Below are 16,501 nucleotides of genomic sequence, written 5' to 3'. Positions count from 1 at the left end.
TTTTAAGTATTGAATGTGGTTAAGGGAGCAGGTTTGTTGGATTGGCTAAAAATATAAAGTATATTTTCCGTTTATATTTAATTTAGAGCGTTAAAGACTAAAATCCACCATAAAATGGTGCGCCCTGCGGGACTCGAACTTACAATATATATTATTGAAAAACAAAAATAATAATTTCGGGTGGAATTATTTTACCGCAAAATATACCGTAAAAAATAAAACTGCCCTCTCGTATTATTTTATTTGTCTGTTAAGTTAATGGGTATTTTCTAGCCACTTTATCGTACTTTCAATTATATACAGCTTCTAATTAACCGTGATAGTTGATATATAGAAATTAGCCTTGCAATAAAATTTATAAACATTCAATCACTTTCAAATTAAAGAAATTAACTGTCGATCTTTTATTGAAAAATTAAATTTAATTAGTTTTGTAGAATACGATATGTCAACTAATACTTAAGTATATTTCATAGGATTGATGATTTATATTCTAAAAAAAGGTGACTATTGTAATTTTATTATGTGATTTATATGATTATAAGTTTGGTTTTTATTCTTTGTTTATGTTAAATTAAACATATAATTTAATAACTTATAATTTATTATGCATTCAGATCATCTCTTTTCGTTGCTTAAGCTACGTGTACTTGATTCAGTTGATTCTTTATCAGTTGAGGAGCGAGCTAAAGTGACTTTTTTTAAGGAGTCTGTTGATGTCTTAGAACATTATTCAAAGTTTTTTGAAGATGTGAAAACAGAGAAAAATTCTGTAATTCAGAGATTTTTAAAATCTGAGGTTGAAGCGGGTATATTTGATCAAGATACATATTTGTATTTCAGTAAATTGTTGACCAATACATCTATTTTTACAGATGGCGGATATGTCTTTAGTCAAATGAAATCATCTGCAGAGTTGCAGGAATTTATTAGAAACATACACAATAGTATTAAACATTTTTCAAATTTAAATAGGAATGAAGCATATTCGAATTTATCATTAGATTTAAAAGAAAAATTTGATAACTTGAAAAATGATCCGTTTACTTTAAATCAAATAAAATATTTAAAGAATTGGGTGGAAGATAATCACGCCAGTATTTGTTGGAATTTAGAATACGAAAGCCGTAAGAGCCGTTTAGAGCACATTAATAGGTGTTCTTATTTCGAGCAAATAATATCATTTTATTTAGAAATTAATGTTTTATGTCTTGATATAAATCTTAAGAATCCTTTTGGTAGTCCTGAACAGGATTTTCGACGTATGAATTTTAGTTATGGTGAAAAGGTAGAAAAGTATTTAAACAATTTTTCAAACTTTCTAAGCGGTTTTTTTAAGTGGGAAAATGATCACCATCATGGCTTAAATTTGCATTGCATTTTATTTTTTGATGGAAAAGAAAAATTTAGTTCTAAGAAGGTGATAGATCAGCTTACTAAAAATATTAGTCAGGATAAGTTTGATTCAGGCATAACGATAACGAATTGGCTCAACAAGTCCAAAAAGATCACTAAGCAAGATTTCTCAAAAATTTCATATCAACAAACAGAGCTGATTAGCCAATTCAAGTATTGGATTTTGGGGTACTACGATTATATAGATCAATTGATGAGGCTAAAATATGAAAATAATAGTGGTGATCCACTTCCTGTAAATGGTGAGTTTTTAAGATTTAAAAATGCTTTATTTGCTGACCCTTTAGTAATTCGTAAAGATAATATTGAGTTCTGGAAAAAAACAATAGGAGGTAAGGATCCTCAAAAAACTTGGCAATATCACAATCTATCCAAGCCCATGATTGAGCGAATTGAGGTAGCAAAGCTTATTTACGCTGAATACGCGAATATGGATACTAACTTTAGCGATTTAGCTGAAGTCGCTTTACGTTTGGAAATTTTTTTAGAAAATTTATTAGCATCGAGAGGAGTATTTTTTGATTATCCTAGAGAATTAAAGGAAGGTTATTCTTTTACTAGTGATGAATGGACTTACTCCATTACACTTAGCTGTCGTCAATATTTCAATTTAATTCAAGATCATACAAAGGTACAACGTCTTTTAAAGTTTGCGGAAAGTAATAGATTAAGTCCTCTGATCTGTGTGGTAAATTTTGCTTTAATTCGTTTTTTTTCTAAAATTGATATTGAAGAAATATTCAATCTTAATTTGCAAAAAACCATTGAGTTGAATAAAGCTGTATCAATACTAAGTGATAGGTATTTGGGTAACTCAGTGAACCAACGCTGGTTGAGGAACCGAATAAATTCGAATTATCTAGAGATGAACAAGCAACTGGCAATTGAAGAGCAACACAAAATCTGTGCTAGGCGTTATGAAATTGCTGTTGATTATTTAAATGCTATTTTTACGCAAGATATAGTGATCTATAGGATTCAATTCTCGTTGGATTTAAAAACGTGGGGACGTATTCCACAAGCAGAATTTTCCAAGTTGTTTACAAGTTTCATTCGTTTTGGCAAAAGAGCTCAACCCCTATCAAAATGTACGGGCTATTTGGGATGCTGGAGCCTTACTGAAGGTAAACAAACTATTGCTGATGCTCTGTTTTTTTTCCCTCGTGATGCATTTACCAAATTAGATGATATACCAGCTTTGGTTATTAATTATTGGAACCAATTTTTAACAAAACATTTTGACTCTAAAAGCAAAAGTGACTTTCAGGATGTTTCTGATGAAACTAAATCTATAGGATTGTTTCTATCACAACCAGAGTTTGATTCAAAATATGTCGTAATTTCTGCAAAGGATAAAAATAAGCAAAATTTGCTTAAACAAACAGTTGTTAGATACCTTTGCTACTTGGAGGCTTTTCAGCCAAGGCCAGTCGATCCTATCAGAAAAGTATTAATCAAGGGTTCAACTGCTAAAGTTGCAAAAGCTAGTAACCAGAAAAATTAACTTTAGCTTCACTCTGTTAGGTTAACTCATGTGTTCTATGCTCAGTCGGTCTAACCAATTCGTTGTTAAGCCATAGATGGAGCTTAGCGGGTTATTAAAGTTATTATATCTATTATTAATTATATACTTATCAATATCTTATTTTATTGTTGATTGATTCTTTGCTCATATATATGGGTGAATAAGTAAAAGATTACAGACAGGGCTGTGATATGAATCCTAACATGATGAGTATCACAACATGAATTTAACAACACCGATCTGGAATGAATCTAATCTTTGTACTGCGATAGAAGACTTTGTTTATAAGGTCTGTTTTGAACAGATGAATGAGCAACAATTCAAACAGTCACTCAGCACATTATATGAAGCCTTTCATTACTTCTATTCAGCACAGCTTCACTACGCTGAATCCATTCAATATTTTATTCAGTGTAAGTATTGGATTGATCATTTTCTAAATGGTCAATCAGCATCACACATCTTAAATTTTAATACTCAGCAAGTTCAAACCCTATGCTGTATACTCTATCAATATCAAAATGAATACTGGAAAGAACAAGCCCGTTTCATCCAACAAGAACAGCAGAATCGAAATTCATTGTATCAGTATCTAACTAAACTCATTACACATTATTCTGAACTTTTATTTGTTCGTGTCGATTTGGGTTATCTCGAAGAACAACAGGTCTATATAGGCATTCAAGATGTTCAACAGCATATGGATATTTTAAGAAGTCGTATAGCTAATCAAGATGGATGTTTCATGGGGTTACAGGGCTATGCATGGGCATTAGAGCAGGGTGCAAAAAAAGGCTATCATTGCCATTTATTGCTAATTTATGATCCATCTAAACGTCTGAGTGACTGGTATCTCGCTGATCAGGTTGGGAAATTATGGCAAAGTATTACAGGTAATCTGGGATGGTACTTTAATTGTAATACCACGGATCATAAGCAGCAGTTTAAGGAACTTAATCGATTAGGAGTAGGACATATCCAGTGCAATGTTGCATTGGAAATCAGTAATGCATTGAATGCTGCTATGTATCTGGTCAATCCTGAAAAGTATGCACAGCATTTACGCGCAAAGATACCGTATATGCGTAGCTTTGGAACAGGCCAATTTGAAGTGCATTGGCGTAGAGGTGTTGCCCAAACCTTACAGCAATGTGGATTCTAGGTTAGATCACCATTAAAAAGTTACGGCACTCCTAAGTCTATGAAATAAATAGCTTAGGATGTGTTTTACCATGACGACTTACAATGAATCTCAAACATTTTGTGAAATTGAAAACTTTATTCAAGCAATCTTAGCCAATCAAATCAGTGTTGAACAATTCAAACAGCAGATCATTCCCTTGATTAAGAAATCCAGACGTTTCTTTGTGGACGGGAATAATTACATCGCTGCCATTATTGTGTTTAAGTATCTTGAGCAAATCATCTTTAAAGCCAATGCGTTTAAGTTCTACGATTCTATTCAAGACTTACCTGATCATGTGGTGGAAGGTTTTATCAAATACGTACATGATCAAGCTGGGTTGATTGAAGCGGATTATCAAGCCGATCAGAAGCAGCATAAGGCTGAGGTGAAGAAGGCTGAACGCTTCCTATCAGAATGTATACAACAACAAGATCAATTAACCATCTTTCCAATTTATTTAGGTACTCAACCTGAAGCGCTATCAGTGATTCGCTTATATGATCTAGATCTTTACCTCAGTGCTTTCCTAAAGTTAATTCGCTCCAGAGATACTGAGCTGTTTCGTTCCATTCATTCGGTGCTGTGGCAAATCAAACATGATCCAGAGCAGGGCTACTATGTTCAGTTATTCTGTATCTATGCTGGACAGGCACAAACTGTCACTCTAGCGGATCATGCGCGCAGAATTGGTGAACAATGGTTGGACGTAACCAATGGTTATGGAGCAGTTTCATTTGAAGAACACGATTTGAAAGGTATCCCAGTAAATTGTTTGGATGACAAGCAGATTCAACGTGCTTTGCAAGCTGTAAAAACTCGCATGAACAACCATTCTCGAAATCATTATTTAAGAGTGACAAGGCATCGTAGAAAAACCTTTGATTGTCAGCGTATTGGCCTAAGTTTGATTTAAAGACAAAGGAACATGTTGTTCTTACATGTATTGATCAACAGTCTAATGGGAATAAATTTATTCCCATTAACACAGGAGCGAAAACAAAGCTGCCTTATGATTCATGACTAAAAATTATAGGTATAGGTCAATCCGCTGTTGGTGGTAATGGTCACCTCACGCACATTTTCAGCAGCACAACCGAGATAGACTTGGGCCACTGAGCCATAGCGCATATTTTGATAATCATAAAAACCTTTGGTTCTACAATTACCGCGGTTGATTGATACGTTGGTTAAACTGGTTGGATCATTATTCAGGGACATGATATTGAGTTTATCAACATAGCCTGTCATGGAATATTGTGATTCATCACGACGAACTCGGACTTCGAATTCTTCTTGTAATGGCGGTTCCTGTGACAGTTCTTGTGCTTGCTCAGCATCGGCACCATTTTCTAAAAATGATTTATCAACGACAAAATCATCCTCGGATTTATTGGTCATCTCAGACTGAGCAGAAGTGCTAGTCTCAGCAGCGCTTGTTTGAGTTTGGGTATCTTTAGGCTTTGGCGCATCATTGCCTGAATTACAGGCCGTTAAAGTCAGCAACAGCACACTAGATAAAAAAATAGATGGAATAAAATTCATTATAAATACCTGTCCTTAATCAAATATGGTGATCTAAGGGGGAATCCCACTTTTGTATATTTAATGGTTAATAAAATCAATGTCTTGATCTTGATAAGTTTGAGAATTACTCACCGATCTTTTTAAATACATTCTCAATCGGCGTGTAGTTATCCAAAGTAAAATCAAAGTTAATTGGCTTTTTTAATGGGACGTCAAACTTCTTTAATCGAGCATTTTCTATACCGTTGAAATGTTTGCGTTGAAAAGACATCGTGCTCGGTTCAAGTATTGCGATAGGCTCATTTGCTGAACCAGTTTGAGTATTGTTAGTTTGATAAATGACTAAGCTATCTAACTCCAATTTGTTCTTATTAAAGGTAAAAATGTAACCGACATACTTTTGTCCACCAGCCGTAATAATTTTTTGTGCTAACTCTGGTGTGGATGGGGCTGTGAAATTGACGATAAGATCAGATGAAAAATTCATGTCCTCAAAATGTAACTTTTTCGAATCAGCATCATAGTAAACAAAGTTATCAATTGGGCCACTTGGTCGATCATTCGGTGTATAGCTGCTTGTCATGAACAAACTTTGTGAAGAAGTGGCATTTAAACTGATTTCTAGAAGCTTCAAGTCATAATTTAAATTGGCATTTTTAGTATCTAGCTCATTTTGAAGTGTCTGGATACGTTGTTGATATTGTTCTGTACTTTCAAATTGATCTTTTTGCGGTGGAATCACCTGCATCGTCGATCTTATATAATTGATTGCTGTGTCATGCGCTGCACGCAAGGAATAATCGTCACCCAAAGCAAAGGTGAATGCAGGAAATTGTTGACCTGTATGCCCGATCACCAGAACTTGATTGTTTTTTAAAGCCAGAACACTTCTTAAATCATTGAGAATCGTCTGGAAATTCACGCAATTTGCACAATAGTCTGCTGTATCCGAATTTTCAAAAAACATCTGTAACCCAGATATCGTTTCATATGGAGGGTAAAATGAAAAATACCCCTCATCTTTTATTAATTCCTGAAAGTCTTTTGCTGTCTTTGTCAGCGGAGGGGTAATTTGATTTCGAGCGATAATCAAAGGAGAAGAAACAGTTTGTACAGGGGCATCATCATTCAATGACTTTTTTTCAATACTTTGAGTAAGTTCTTCATTCTTTACATCATTTTGTGGTTTTGAACAGCCGACCAAAGCTAGGCTGGTAAGCAGTGCAATTGAAATGTATTTCATCCTATTATTTCCCCATCAAATATTTTTAAAATTTTAAAAATTAATTATGAAATTGACTGTAATTTCAAATACATTTTGCGTGGCTGTCACAGGCCCTAGGTATGTTGTTACTGAGCACAATAATGACCACTTAAATCAGCTGTGCGATCAATTTCATAATGTAGTTCCAGCACAAAGCAGCCCCTGAATTAAAAAACTCAGTGGTTGATCAGTGCGGTGAAATCAATCAGTACACAGGGCAAGACAATAAAGTTGGAATCGGAATGAAATGCTGAAGTTTGAGATGATGTAAAAATGAAGCGAGTGCAGGGGAAGTACTCAAATTAAATAGCGTCATAGATGACTCCTAGATGTATAGAAGTTCTACCAAATTACTGCTAAATAATGGTGGCAGAACGAAAAGGGGTTAGCAGACTGGACATCTAGAACCAGCACGCGCGAACGCGTCCCCCTCCCGTTCTACCGCAAAGGGGGACGAGAAGGTTTTACGCACGTAGAGAATACTCAGAAGAATAAACCCTGATGCGCTAGATGAACGGTCTGCTAAAACCGACTGGCAATGTAGGCCAGCCCTTGCATCATAATCGCTGATAAAAATCAGGTCAATTGATCCCTATGTCAAGTCATTAAAATTGATCTAAAAAACATCGATTAAAATCACATTCTAAAAAAATACAGATACATATCATCTGAATGAGAAGCATGTGGCTCCTTCAAAACAGCCCTATGCAATAACCCGATTCACGTTTTGCCTGCTTTCCCCCAAAGCAGGCTTTTTTTATTTCACTCATTTTTTATTACAGGAATTATTCAGATGAGTTTGCCATGTCCTTATTGCCAGTCCCGAGACACGGTACTGCTGGAATCCCCACAACATTTAGTGATTAACAGTCATTCACCCTCAGCGCAAAACAATGTGATGTCACCTCTAGCACTGGCGACGTTGGGCATCAGTGTTTCTAAAAGTTTAAACATCCCCCCGATTGCAGGTGCCTTAGTAGGGGTGCTGATCGGTGGCATTTGGATGCTGGTAACGGAGGATGAAGTTCAAAACAGTTCGCATCCTGTTTATACCCGACATTATTACTGCAATGACTGTGACCGCGATTTTAGTCCAAGCATCCGTAATTAACTTTTTCAGCTTTTACAGCAATTCAACTTTTTACAGGAATTAAAACCATGGCACATCAACTTGAACAAATGGCTTATGTCGGTGAAACCCCTTGGCATGGTTTAGGTAATCAACTGACCCAAAACCAACCGATAGAAGTCTGGGCACAACAAGCGGGTATGGATTGGCGCATTGAATCCTCTGATGTCAGTTACATGGCCCAAAACCAACGGGGTCAAAGCATCATCATGCCCTATGAGGAACAACGAGTACTGTATCGCTCTGATACCCATGCCCCGTTATCTGTGGTCAGCCAGCGCTATCAGGAAGTGCAACCGAAACAGATTTTAGAATTCTATCGTGATTTAACAGAGCAATCAGGCTTTGAACTGGAAACCGCAGGTGTACTGAAAGGAGGTAAGAAGTTCTGGGCATTAGCCAAAACTGGGCAAACTTCTGCTTTAAAAGGTAAGGATGTCAGTAATGGTTACATCCTCTTGGCTACGGCGTGTGACGGGACCCTTGCAACCACAGCACAATTCACCAGTATTCGTGTGGTCTGTAACAACACTTTAGCCATTGCTCTGAAAGGGCAAAACAGCAGTGCAGGCGTGGTCAAAGTGCCACACAGCACCAAGTTCGATGCGCAGAAGATCAAACAGCAACTCGGTATTTCAGTGCGTGCATGGGAGGATCACATGTATGAAATGAAACAACTCAGCCAACGAAAAGTCACGCAGACCGAAGTGGCAGCTTACTTTGATGCGGTGTTTAATAATACTAGCCTAAGCCCAATCGAGCAGGATGAAGGTATTATTCAGTTCTATCGCAATGTCGCCACACAGAACCAAACTATTAATACAGCTAAAGCCGAGAATAAAACTGAACCAAATGGACGTGCGATGTCTAAAGTCATGACCATGTTTAATGGGCATGGTCGTGGGGCTGAACTCAGCTCAGCCAAAGACACCGCTTATGGTTTGTTATGCTCAATTACCGAGTTCTGCGACCATGAACGTCGTGCCATGAGTCAGGATCACCGTCTCGATTCAGCATGGTTTGGGGCTGGTGCAGGTCTCAAGCAACGTGGACTCGAACAAGCTTTACGCATGTTGGCCTAATTTCAAAGCTTCTATTGATTAGCCTAAGCCGACTCATCGCCATACTGAAACGCTCAACCTAACAAATGTCTTAACTCTTTTTATTCAAAGCTGTGTCTACGGACACGGCTTTTTTTATACCCAAAATTCAACAATGACAGGAAATCGCTATGAACTCAGCCGTAATTCATCCAAAAAATGCAACACTAAATATACATGCTAACCGTCCGAAACTGTTTACAGCAAAACGTTTCGTAGAGACTAAAAATATGACGCAAGCCGAATGGCTAGAAGTACGTAGAAAAGGCATAGGCAGTAGTGACTGTGCCGCAGCTTGTGGACTCAATCCGTATATGTCGATGTTGGAACTGTGGATGATCAAGACAGGACGGATTCAACAAAACATTGAAGAGGACAGCGAAGGCCATGCACCTTTATATTGGGGTAAACGCCTTGAACCATTGGTGGCTGAATATTACAGCATGCATACCAATTACAAAGTGCGTCGAGTCAATGCGGTATTACAACACCCTGATCCAGACAAACATTTCATGTTGGCTAATCTGGATTACTCCGTGGTAGGGGATGCCGATGTACAAATACTGGAGTGTAAAACCGCAGGGGAGTATGGCGCCAAGCTGTGGCGAGATGGTGTGCCTTTATATGTCTTGTGTCAGGTGCAACATCAATTGGCGGTGACAGGCAAACAGGCTGCTCATATTTGTGTGTTGCTGTGTGGACATGAAACACGCATTTTTAAAGTGACCCGTTCAGAATCGGTGATTCAACATATCGTCAATGCCGAGCGTTACTTCTGGGAATGCGTGGAAAAGGATACACCACCAGAAGCGGATGCCAGTGAATCGGCAGCCAAAGCTTTACAACTTTTATATCCAGAACATGTACCGCTTAGTACCACAGACTTATCTGAAGATGAGCAAGCCAATCAGCAGTTTGAACAACTGATCCGAGTACGCAATCAAGTTGAAAAACACCAAGAGCAATTTGACCTACTTAAACATCAGCTACAAGCCAAAATGCAAGAGGCTGAACGTGCCACCTTTAAAACAGGTTCAGTTACATGGAAAAAATCGAAGGACTCGATCAGCTTAGATGCAAAGGCCTTACTAGATTCACACCCTGAATATTTAAATCAGTATCCGCAACATAAGTTAGGGACACGGCGTTTTCAGATTTATGCCAACGGTGGATAAGTCAGATTTTATCCACATCAGCATCAAACCATTAATTCAATCACACAAGCTCATATCAGCCCATGCTCACAGCATGGGCTTTTTTATGCCTATTCAATTAATACAAAAGAGGAAATCAACATGATCAAAGGTTTAGCAATTACACCGCCAATACTCGGACGGATCAGTATCGGTAAGATGGTCGAGAAAAATGGTAAACGCGTCCCCGAAAAGGATGATCAATTCACCATTACAAGCCAAATCCAAAATAAAGAGGGCTGGGTGAAACATCCACTGGATGAGCAGCTTCGAGCTAAAGCACCCAATCAAAAACTGCGAAGCATTCCAGTACGGATGATCTTTAATGATCCTGAACTGAACCTACGAGCAGAGTACAGTTTATTTGACAAACAAACAGGTCGCCCCGTGTGTGTAGGTAATGGTGAAACTTGTCAGCGACTGACCAATCAAGGGGTAGAACTTCATCCATGTCCATCACCTGATCTATGCTCATTAGCACTAGGTGGACTTTGTAAGCCTTATGGTCGTTTGTATGTCAATTTAGATGAATCCGATGAACTTGGCACATTCATCTTTAGAACCACAGGTTTTAATAGTATTCGTACTTTGGCCGCTCGACTCAGCTATTACCATGCAGCATCGAATGGTTTGTTGTCATGTTTACCTCTGCAATTGAGCTTGAGAGGCAAGAGCACCACGCAAAGCTATCGTACGCCTGTGTATTACGTGGATTTAACTTTACGTGATGGCATTCATTTACAAGAGGCAATTCAAACCGCTAAGGAGATTGATCAGAAAAGTAAGTTGTGTGGTTTTAATCAAGTTGCTTTAGATCAGGTAGCTCGGCAGGGTTATGGCAATGCACGATTTGAGGTGGATGGGGAGGAAGGGTTGGATTTGGTTGAGGAGTTCTATGCGGAAGAATCTTCTGAAGTCGAGCAAAAGCCTATTGATTCGAGATCCAAGACTAAACCTAAGCCCAATCAGGATGATGGATTTGTACAGGATATACAGAAAGGGTTGCAGGGGAGTGTGAGGGCAGTGAATTAGTTAATTTTTTACAGACCTCCTGATTATTTGAGCAGTAACGCTCGCATTATTGATTTGGAGTGAATTTCATGAATGCGTTTGTTGGACAAACTTTTCAAATGAATCAAATAATTAACTTGAAGGAAGTTATTCAGTTCACGGGTCTAAGTCGTGCAACGATTTATAACATTGTTAATGAAAAACATAAGCAATACGATCCAACTTTTCCCAAACAAGTACATTTAACTGTGGGGAGAGTTGGCTGGTCTGCTTGGGAAATTCATCAGTGGATTGAGTCTAAGTTGGCTAAACGTTGATACACGGGGAGCTTAAGCTCCCTTATTTTTTTGAATAAAATAGTTAAATGACAAGATTGTCATTTTCTAGTCACTATTGTGTTGGATTGGCTTGTATATATTTAAACTAATATAAATCGAGAGATGTGACATCATGAAGCTTTGTACAACTGTATTATTAAAGGTTTTATTAGCGTTTTCTATTAGCTCGGTGGTTAGTCTGAGTTATGCTGACGGAGGTTTAAGATTCCTTGAAAAGAATCAAGAAAAACAGCAAACTTTGAATTGCTCGGATCAGAAAAAATCTTAAATTTTAAACAATATTAGTAATATACGTTGATTAAAGGTTATGTACCCTATCTTTAATCAACAAAACCGTTTGACATTCGTTTGTAAAAAATAATCCTGAAAATAATAGTATCATTTTCTAAAAATACATTAATTTTAGCCTTGTGCATCTCAATAATGGATTTTGTGATTGCAAGCCCTAGACCAGTTCCATCCTCTATACGTTGTCTAGATGAATCGAGTCGATAGAAACGATCAAAAAAGCGAGAAAGTTGTGTTTGTGTTAATGCCTGCATTTCATGTGGAATTTTATTTTTCACTTGTATCATTGACTCATGGCTATCCTCACTGAGCTCAATGATTAATTCTGAATCAGACCTACCGTATTTGATTGCATTAGAAATTAAGTTGCTAAATGCTCGGCTTATCATTGCGGGATCTACTTTTGCGGTGGCATGACCTATTTGTTTCATCTCAATATTTTTTTCTGCTGCAAAAGCATCATAAAATTCAAAAAGTTTTGAAACCTCATCTTCTAGACACGTAGTTTTTAAATTTTGTAGGTTGATACCATGTTCTGCTTTAGCTAAAAACAATATGTTTGAGACCATTTTTGCTAAACGTTCATATTCCTCAAGATTTGAGAAAAGGACTTCTTGGTATTCTGTAATATCTCTTTGCTTTGTTATACACACTTGGGTTTGCATCATGAGATTATTAATTGGGGTTCTAATTTCATGAGCTAAGTCACTTGAAAATGCGGAGAGTTTTTCAACTGAAATTTCTAAACGATCTAGCATTTCATTAAATGCAGTTGCAAGGGGAATTAGTTCAATGGGGGGATTTTTGAGTTCTAAGCGATCTGAAAGATTATTAGCATTAATGCTCTTAGAAATATTTGCCATGCTGCGGACTGGTCTTAGTCCTTGCCAAGTGGCTAACCATCCAAGAAACATTAGACAAATTGTGCCTACAATTCCGATCAATACGAGTTTTTGTTTAAAGAAATGAATAAATTCAAAATTTTCTGTAATCTCAATACCCGCAATGATTTGAACTGTTTGAACCTTATTCGCCCAAAGGATGTCTTTGTTTAAAATAATACCTTGGTAACTATGTGAATTGTTTTGCCAAGTCACCCATTTAGATGGAGTATTGTTTTTTGTATTTAGTGCATTAGAGTCAATTGACAGCTTTTTTGTTTGATAGAGGATTTTGCCATCAGGAAGCGTAATTTGAATTGAAAGATTTTCATGACCAACTAACGCTTCATCTAAATTTTTTTGAAAATTATGAGGATTTTGTTGGAGCAAATTATTTATAAGTTGAATTTTACCTTCTAATTGCCTTTTATTCTGTTCTGAAAAATGCCTAATCACATGATGATTAATGGCTAGTCCCATAATGACTAGAACTAAAATTGTAAAAAAGGTCGAGATGAAGCTAATCTTAAAACTAATAGATTGGAAAAGTTTATTGCTCATTTTCGATCTCTAAAACGTAGCCCATGCCTCGAATGTTTTGAATCAGTTTGGGCGTAAAGTTAGCATCAATTTTGTTACGAAGCCTTCTAATAGCAACTTCTACAACATTTGTATCACTATCAAAATTCATGTCCCATACCAGCGAAGCAATTAAAGACTTCGGCAACACCTCTCCCTGTCGTCGCATGAATAGTTCCAGTAGAGCAAATTCTTTAGCTGTTAAATCTATGCGTTGCCCTGAGCGAATAACCCGTCGCTTGATTAGATCCACATGTAAATCTGCAATTGTGTAAAAAGTGGGTTCTTCTTTAATTTGACCTCTTCGTAAAAGAGTCTTAATTCTTGCAATGAGTTCAGCAAATGCAAATGGCTTGATTAAATAATCGTCAGCACCAAGATCAAGCCCTTTTACACGGTCTTCAATTTGATCTTTAGCAGTCAAAAATAAAACAGGAAGAGTCGCATGAGTTTTACGAATTTCAGTCAGTATTTTCCAGCCATCCAATTTGGGTAACATGATATCTAGAATAATTAGGTCATAGGTTTCAGTAATTGCATGGTGTAATCCTGTAACACCATCTTGAACCCAGTCGGTAATATAGCCCGTTTCTCTCAGGCCTTTTTGCAGGTAATCACCTGTTTTCTGTTCATCTTCAACAAGTAGAATACGCATCAGTAAACCTTCCAAAAATGAATAAAATAATTTTACCTTTAAATGTGGTGAAAATTGGGTAAATGACAAAATTGTAATTTTGAGGTCAGCAATATGTCTAAACCATTGGTATAGAGTTTTAGTACTCTAGTGTTGGAATGACTTATGTATATTTTACATGACCTTGCAAAGTTGCTAATATCCATTGCAATGATAGTGTTTTCGATTTCAGCATTTGCTCAAAATATTGATTCAGAACAAAAGGATAGCAAGAAAGTTACGAATCAATCTAATCAGCAGATGAATGACAAACGTAAAAATGAGTCAATATTGAATCAATCTAAAGAACAAATGGTTAAGACTGACGTAGTGCTAAGTGACGAGCAAATTAAAGCCTACAGAGATTCTATTCGTGTACTTTTAGAATCAAGGTAGTAATTTTCATTTTACTGAAGCACATAGATACACGTGTTGAAAAAAGCTGATTTATCAGCATATATAGAGTATGTGTGTAAATTGCCCAAGAAATTTTCCCATCATTGTAGATGAGGTTTTTAAATGCGAATTCTAAATACCCTTGAAATTGAATTTGAAGAAAATTTTAAGCGCTTACTGAGCTTTGAAACGGTTAATGAATCTGAATTAGTAAAAACGGTTGATCAAATTATTAGTGACGTGAGACATGGTGGTGATGAGTGTTTATTGAAATTGACACAGGAGTTTGATCAACATCCTGCTCAAAAGTTTGAAGATTTATGTTTAGATCAATTGGTATTAAGGACGGCGTTCGAAAACCTTGAAATTGAAGTCAAAACAGCACTTGAGTTTTCTTCTAAACGAATCTGGAATTTTCACAAAGCCCAAGTGCAAGAGGGATGGACATTTGAGGATGAATTCGGAAATGTATTAGGTCAGAAAATTACACCATTAGATCGTGTCGGTATCTATGTACCGGGTGGTCTAGCATCTTATCCATCATCTGTATTAATGAATGCAATTCCAGCAAAAGTTGCGGGTGTAAATGAAATTATCATGATGGTTCCTGCACCTAGAGGAGAGTTAAATCCACTTGTATTGGCTGCTGCATATTTAGCAGGTGTTGATCGGGTGTTTACAATTGGTGGTGCTCAAGCAGTAGCAGCATTGGCGTATGGAACTGGGGCAATTCCCCAAGTTGATAAAATTACAGGGCCGGGCAATAAATATGTTGCTGCTGCAAAAAAGGCAGTATTTGGTCAGGTAGGAATAGATATGATTGCTGGGCCTTCAGAAATTGTTATCTATGCTGAATCTGGTACAGATCCTGATTGGCTTGCGATGGATTTATTATCACAAGCAGAGCATGACCCTATTGCACAAGCAATTTTTATTACACCTGAACCAGATCTTGCTCAGGCTGTACATGATGCTTTGCATAAACATTTAGACGATTTGCCTAAACAAGATATTGCCAGAGCCTCAATTGAAGCGAGAGGAGCAATTATACTTGTTGAAAATCGAGAGAAAGGGGTAGAAGTCATTAATCGAATTGCTCCTGAACATCTTCAGCTATGTGTTGATCAGGTTGTTGCAGAAGAAATGACAGTGAAAATTCGCCATGCTGGGGCAATCTTTATGGGGAGATTTACAGTTGAAGCATTTGGAGACTATTGTGCAGGCCCAAACCATGTACTACCAACTTCTGGCACTGCGAGATTTTCATCACCTTTAGGTGTTTATGATTTCCAAAAAAGATCGAGTTTAATTATGTGTTCTGAACTGGGCGCTAAACCTCTAGCCCAAGCGGCTGATGTACTTGCCCAATGTGAAAACTTAGATGCACACGCACGTTCAGCAAGATATCGGATTTAACAAAGTGTATGGCGAAATCGGTTGATTTTGCCTATTTGAAATTCATTGGTGAACGATTTACTTTTTAAATTTGATTCAGTATTCTTTGCCAATCATAAAATGATGTGATCAATATGCCGTTTAATAAGTTTACAAAACTTATTCTCGTATCAGTCCTGTTTTTGTTCGCGATAACAACGACGGGGATTTATACGTGGGCGCCTGTAATAGCAAAAAATCTAGATCACCATCATGAATTGAGTATTTCTGTACAAACAGAAGATTCTAGCCAATGGTCATTAATTCATCACGATGAAATTCTAAATACTGCTGACCAAGATACAAAAAATCATAACTGGACAAGTTATGATGAACCCGCATTTCATCACTCAGTAAAGCCAATTCAGGCTGATGATCATTTTTCAATTGATCCAGTCTTTTTCCTCAGTTTTGCTTTACCTTTAATCCTCTTATTTTTAGGTTTATTTGAACGTCCAATTCGGTCTTTTAAACTTAGGAAAAGGATTAGCTTTCTCTGTAATTCCTACGCATTTACTAAAACTCTTATCGTTCTAAGAAATTGATTTAACTATACAAAAAATA

15 protein-coding genes are annotated in these 16,501 nt (G+C 37.0%); 11 read left to right on the top strand and 4 right to left on the bottom strand.

All coding sequences use genetic code 11. The annotated features are described in order from the left end of the window. Positions 1 to 691 precede the first annotated feature (691 nt). The 3 genes from MP622_RS10235 (at position 692) to MP622_RS10225 (ending at position 5,040) form a co-directional block, all read left to right on the top strand. Positions 692 to 2,920, top strand: coding sequence for a hypothetical protein (locus MP622_RS10235; RefSeq protein WP_243790819.1), 2,229 nt, complete (start codon positions 692 to 694; stop codon positions 2,918 to 2,920). Positions 2,921 to 3,161: 241 nt separating this feature from the next. Beyond that, the gene (locus MP622_RS10230) at positions 3,162 to 4,103 is read left to right on the top strand and encodes an inovirus-type Gp2 protein (RefSeq protein WP_243790818.1); all 942 of its coding nucleotides are present in this window, start codon (positions 3,162 to 3,164) and stop codon (positions 4,101 to 4,103) included. 70 nt (positions 4,104 to 4,173) lie between these two features. Next, positions 4,174 to 5,040 (top strand): hypothetical protein, encoded by an 867-nt coding sequence (locus tag MP622_RS10225; RefSeq protein ID WP_243790816.1) that lies wholly within the window; start codon positions 4,174 to 4,176, stop codon positions 5,038 to 5,040. A gap of 107 nt (positions 5,041 to 5,147) precedes the next feature. Here MP622_RS10225 and MP622_RS10220 read toward each other — a convergent pair whose 3' ends face one another. Further along, complete coding sequence (locus MP622_RS10220; RefSeq protein WP_016167135.1) at positions 5,148 to 5,669, bottom strand: hypothetical protein; 522 nt, start codon at positions 5,667 to 5,669, stop codon at positions 5,148 to 5,150. Between the two features lie 106 nt (positions 5,670 to 5,775). Continuing rightward, positions 5,776 to 6,894: a hypothetical protein gene (locus MP622_RS10215; protein WP_243790815.1), complete on the bottom strand. Its 1,119-nt coding sequence runs from the start codon at positions 6,892 to 6,894 to the stop codon at positions 5,776 to 5,778. A gap of 814 nt (positions 6,895 to 7,708) precedes the next feature. Between MP622_RS10215 and MP622_RS10210 the strand changes: the two genes are divergently transcribed. The 5 genes from MP622_RS10210 to MP622_RS10190 all read left to right on the top strand — a co-directional run bounded on the left by MP622_RS10210 (position 7,709) and on the right by MP622_RS10190 (position 11,665). Further along, positions 7,709 to 8,026, top strand: coding sequence for a hypothetical protein (locus MP622_RS10210; protein ID WP_243790813.1), 318 nt, complete (start codon positions 7,709 to 7,711; stop codon positions 8,024 to 8,026). 47 nt (positions 8,027 to 8,073) lie between these two features. Next, entirely contained in the window at positions 8,074 to 9,126 is a 1,053-nt protein-coding gene (locus MP622_RS10205) for a DUF932 domain-containing protein (protein ID WP_243790811.1), read from the top strand. A gap of 149 nt (positions 9,127 to 9,275) precedes the next feature. Further along, entirely contained in the window at positions 9,276 to 10,319 is a 1,044-nt protein-coding gene (locus MP622_RS10200; protein ID WP_243790809.1) for a lambda-exonuclease family protein, read from the top strand. Between the two features lie 120 nt (positions 10,320 to 10,439). Next, positions 10,440 to 11,369 carry a hydrolase or metal-binding protein gene (locus tag MP622_RS10195; RefSeq protein ID WP_243790807.1) on the top strand — a complete coding sequence of 310 codons (930 nt, stop codon included), beginning with the start codon at positions 10,440 to 10,442 and terminating at the stop codon, positions 11,367 to 11,369. Positions 11,370 to 11,437: 68 nt separating this feature from the next. Beyond that, positions 11,438 to 11,665 carry an AlpA family transcriptional regulator gene (locus tag MP622_RS10190; RefSeq protein ID WP_243790806.1) on the top strand — a complete coding sequence of 76 codons (228 nt, stop codon included), beginning with the start codon at positions 11,438 to 11,440 and terminating at the stop codon, positions 11,663 to 11,665. A gap of 341 nt (positions 11,666 to 12,006) precedes the next feature. Here the strand turns inward: MP622_RS10190 and MP622_RS10185 are convergent, their stop codons facing one another. Both MP622_RS10185 and MP622_RS10180 read right to left on the bottom strand, forming a co-directional pair. After that, positions 12,007 to 13,416: a heavy metal sensor histidine kinase gene (locus MP622_RS10185; RefSeq protein WP_243790804.1), complete on the bottom strand. Its 1,410-nt coding sequence runs from the start codon at positions 13,414 to 13,416 to the stop codon at positions 12,007 to 12,009. Then, positions 13,406 to 14,089: a heavy metal response regulator transcription factor gene (locus MP622_RS10180; protein WP_243790802.1), complete on the bottom strand. Its 684-nt coding sequence runs from the start codon at positions 14,087 to 14,089 to the stop codon at positions 13,406 to 13,408. Before MP622_RS10180 ends, MP622_RS10185 begins: the two co-directional genes overlap by 11 nt. A gap of 144 nt (positions 14,090 to 14,233) precedes the next feature. Here MP622_RS10180 and MP622_RS10175 point away from each other — a divergent pair, with 144 nt between their 5' ends. The 3 genes from MP622_RS10175 (at position 14,234) to MP622_RS10165 (ending at position 16,482) form a co-directional block, all read left to right on the top strand. Next, positions 14,234 to 14,503 (top strand): hypothetical protein, encoded by a 270-nt coding sequence (locus MP622_RS10175; protein WP_243790801.1) that lies wholly within the window; start codon positions 14,234 to 14,236, stop codon positions 14,501 to 14,503. A gap of 123 nt (positions 14,504 to 14,626) precedes the next feature. Beyond that, entirely contained in the window at positions 14,627 to 15,919 is a 1,293-nt protein-coding gene (gene hisD / locus MP622_RS10170; RefSeq protein WP_243790799.1) for a histidinol dehydrogenase, read from the top strand. A 113-nt stretch (positions 15,920 to 16,032) separates the two neighbouring features. Beyond that, positions 16,033 to 16,482, top strand: coding sequence for a hypothetical protein (locus tag MP622_RS10165; protein WP_243790797.1), 450 nt, complete (start codon positions 16,033 to 16,035; stop codon positions 16,480 to 16,482). Positions 16,483 to 16,501 lie beyond the last annotated feature (19 nt).

The organism is Acinetobacter sp. PK01 (genome assembly GCF_022819285.1).
Taxonomy (GTDB): domain Bacteria; phylum Pseudomonadota; class Gammaproteobacteria; order Pseudomonadales; family Moraxellaceae; genus Acinetobacter; species Acinetobacter tandoii.
This window is presented reverse-complemented; position numbering and strand designations above follow the sequence as displayed.

Excerpts from the sequence above, each read along its gene's own strand:
- MP622_RS10230 (WP_243790818.1), top strand. The coding sequence starts at position 3,162 with ATGAATTTAACAACACCGATCTGGAATGAATCTAATCTTTGTACTGCG.
- MP622_RS10225 (WP_243790816.1), top strand. The coding sequence starts at position 4,174 with ATGACGACTTACAATGAATCTCAAACATTTTGTGAAATTGAAAACTTT.
- MP622_RS10220 (WP_016167135.1), bottom strand. The coding sequence starts at position 5,669 with ATGAATTTTATTCCATCTATTTTTTTATCTAGTGTGCTGTTGCTGACT.
- MP622_RS10215 (WP_243790815.1), bottom strand. The coding sequence starts at position 6,894 with ATGAAATACATTTCAATTGCACTGCTTACCAGCCTAGCTTTGGTCGGC.
- MP622_RS10210 (WP_243790813.1), top strand. The coding sequence starts at position 7,709 with ATGAGTTTGCCATGTCCTTATTGCCAGTCCCGAGACACGGTACTGCTG.
- MP622_RS10205 (WP_243790811.1), top strand. The coding sequence starts at position 8,074 with ATGGCACATCAACTTGAACAAATGGCTTATGTCGGTGAAACCCCTTGG.
- MP622_RS10200 (WP_243790809.1), top strand. The coding sequence starts at position 9,276 with ATGAACTCAGCCGTAATTCATCCAAAAAATGCAACACTAAATATACAT.
- MP622_RS10195 (WP_243790807.1), top strand. The coding sequence starts at position 10,440 with ATGATCAAAGGTTTAGCAATTACACCGCCAATACTCGGACGGATCAGT.
- MP622_RS10190 (WP_243790806.1), top strand. The coding sequence starts at position 11,438 with ATGAATGCGTTTGTTGGACAAACTTTTCAAATGAATCAAATAATTAAC.
- MP622_RS10185 (WP_243790804.1), bottom strand. The coding sequence starts at position 13,416 with ATGAGCAATAAACTTTTCCAATCTATTAGTTTTAAGATTAGCTTCATC.
- MP622_RS10180 (WP_243790802.1), bottom strand. The coding sequence starts at position 14,089 with ATGCGTATTCTACTTGTTGAAGATGAACAGAAAACAGGTGATTACCTG.
- MP622_RS10175 (WP_243790801.1), top strand. The coding sequence starts at position 14,234 with ATGTATATTTTACATGACCTTGCAAAGTTGCTAATATCCATTGCAATG.
- hisD (WP_243790799.1), top strand. The coding sequence starts at position 14,627 with ATGCGAATTCTAAATACCCTTGAAATTGAATTTGAAGAAAATTTTAAG.
- MP622_RS10165 (WP_243790797.1), top strand. The coding sequence starts at position 16,033 with ATGCCGTTTAATAAGTTTACAAAACTTATTCTCGTATCAGTCCTGTTT.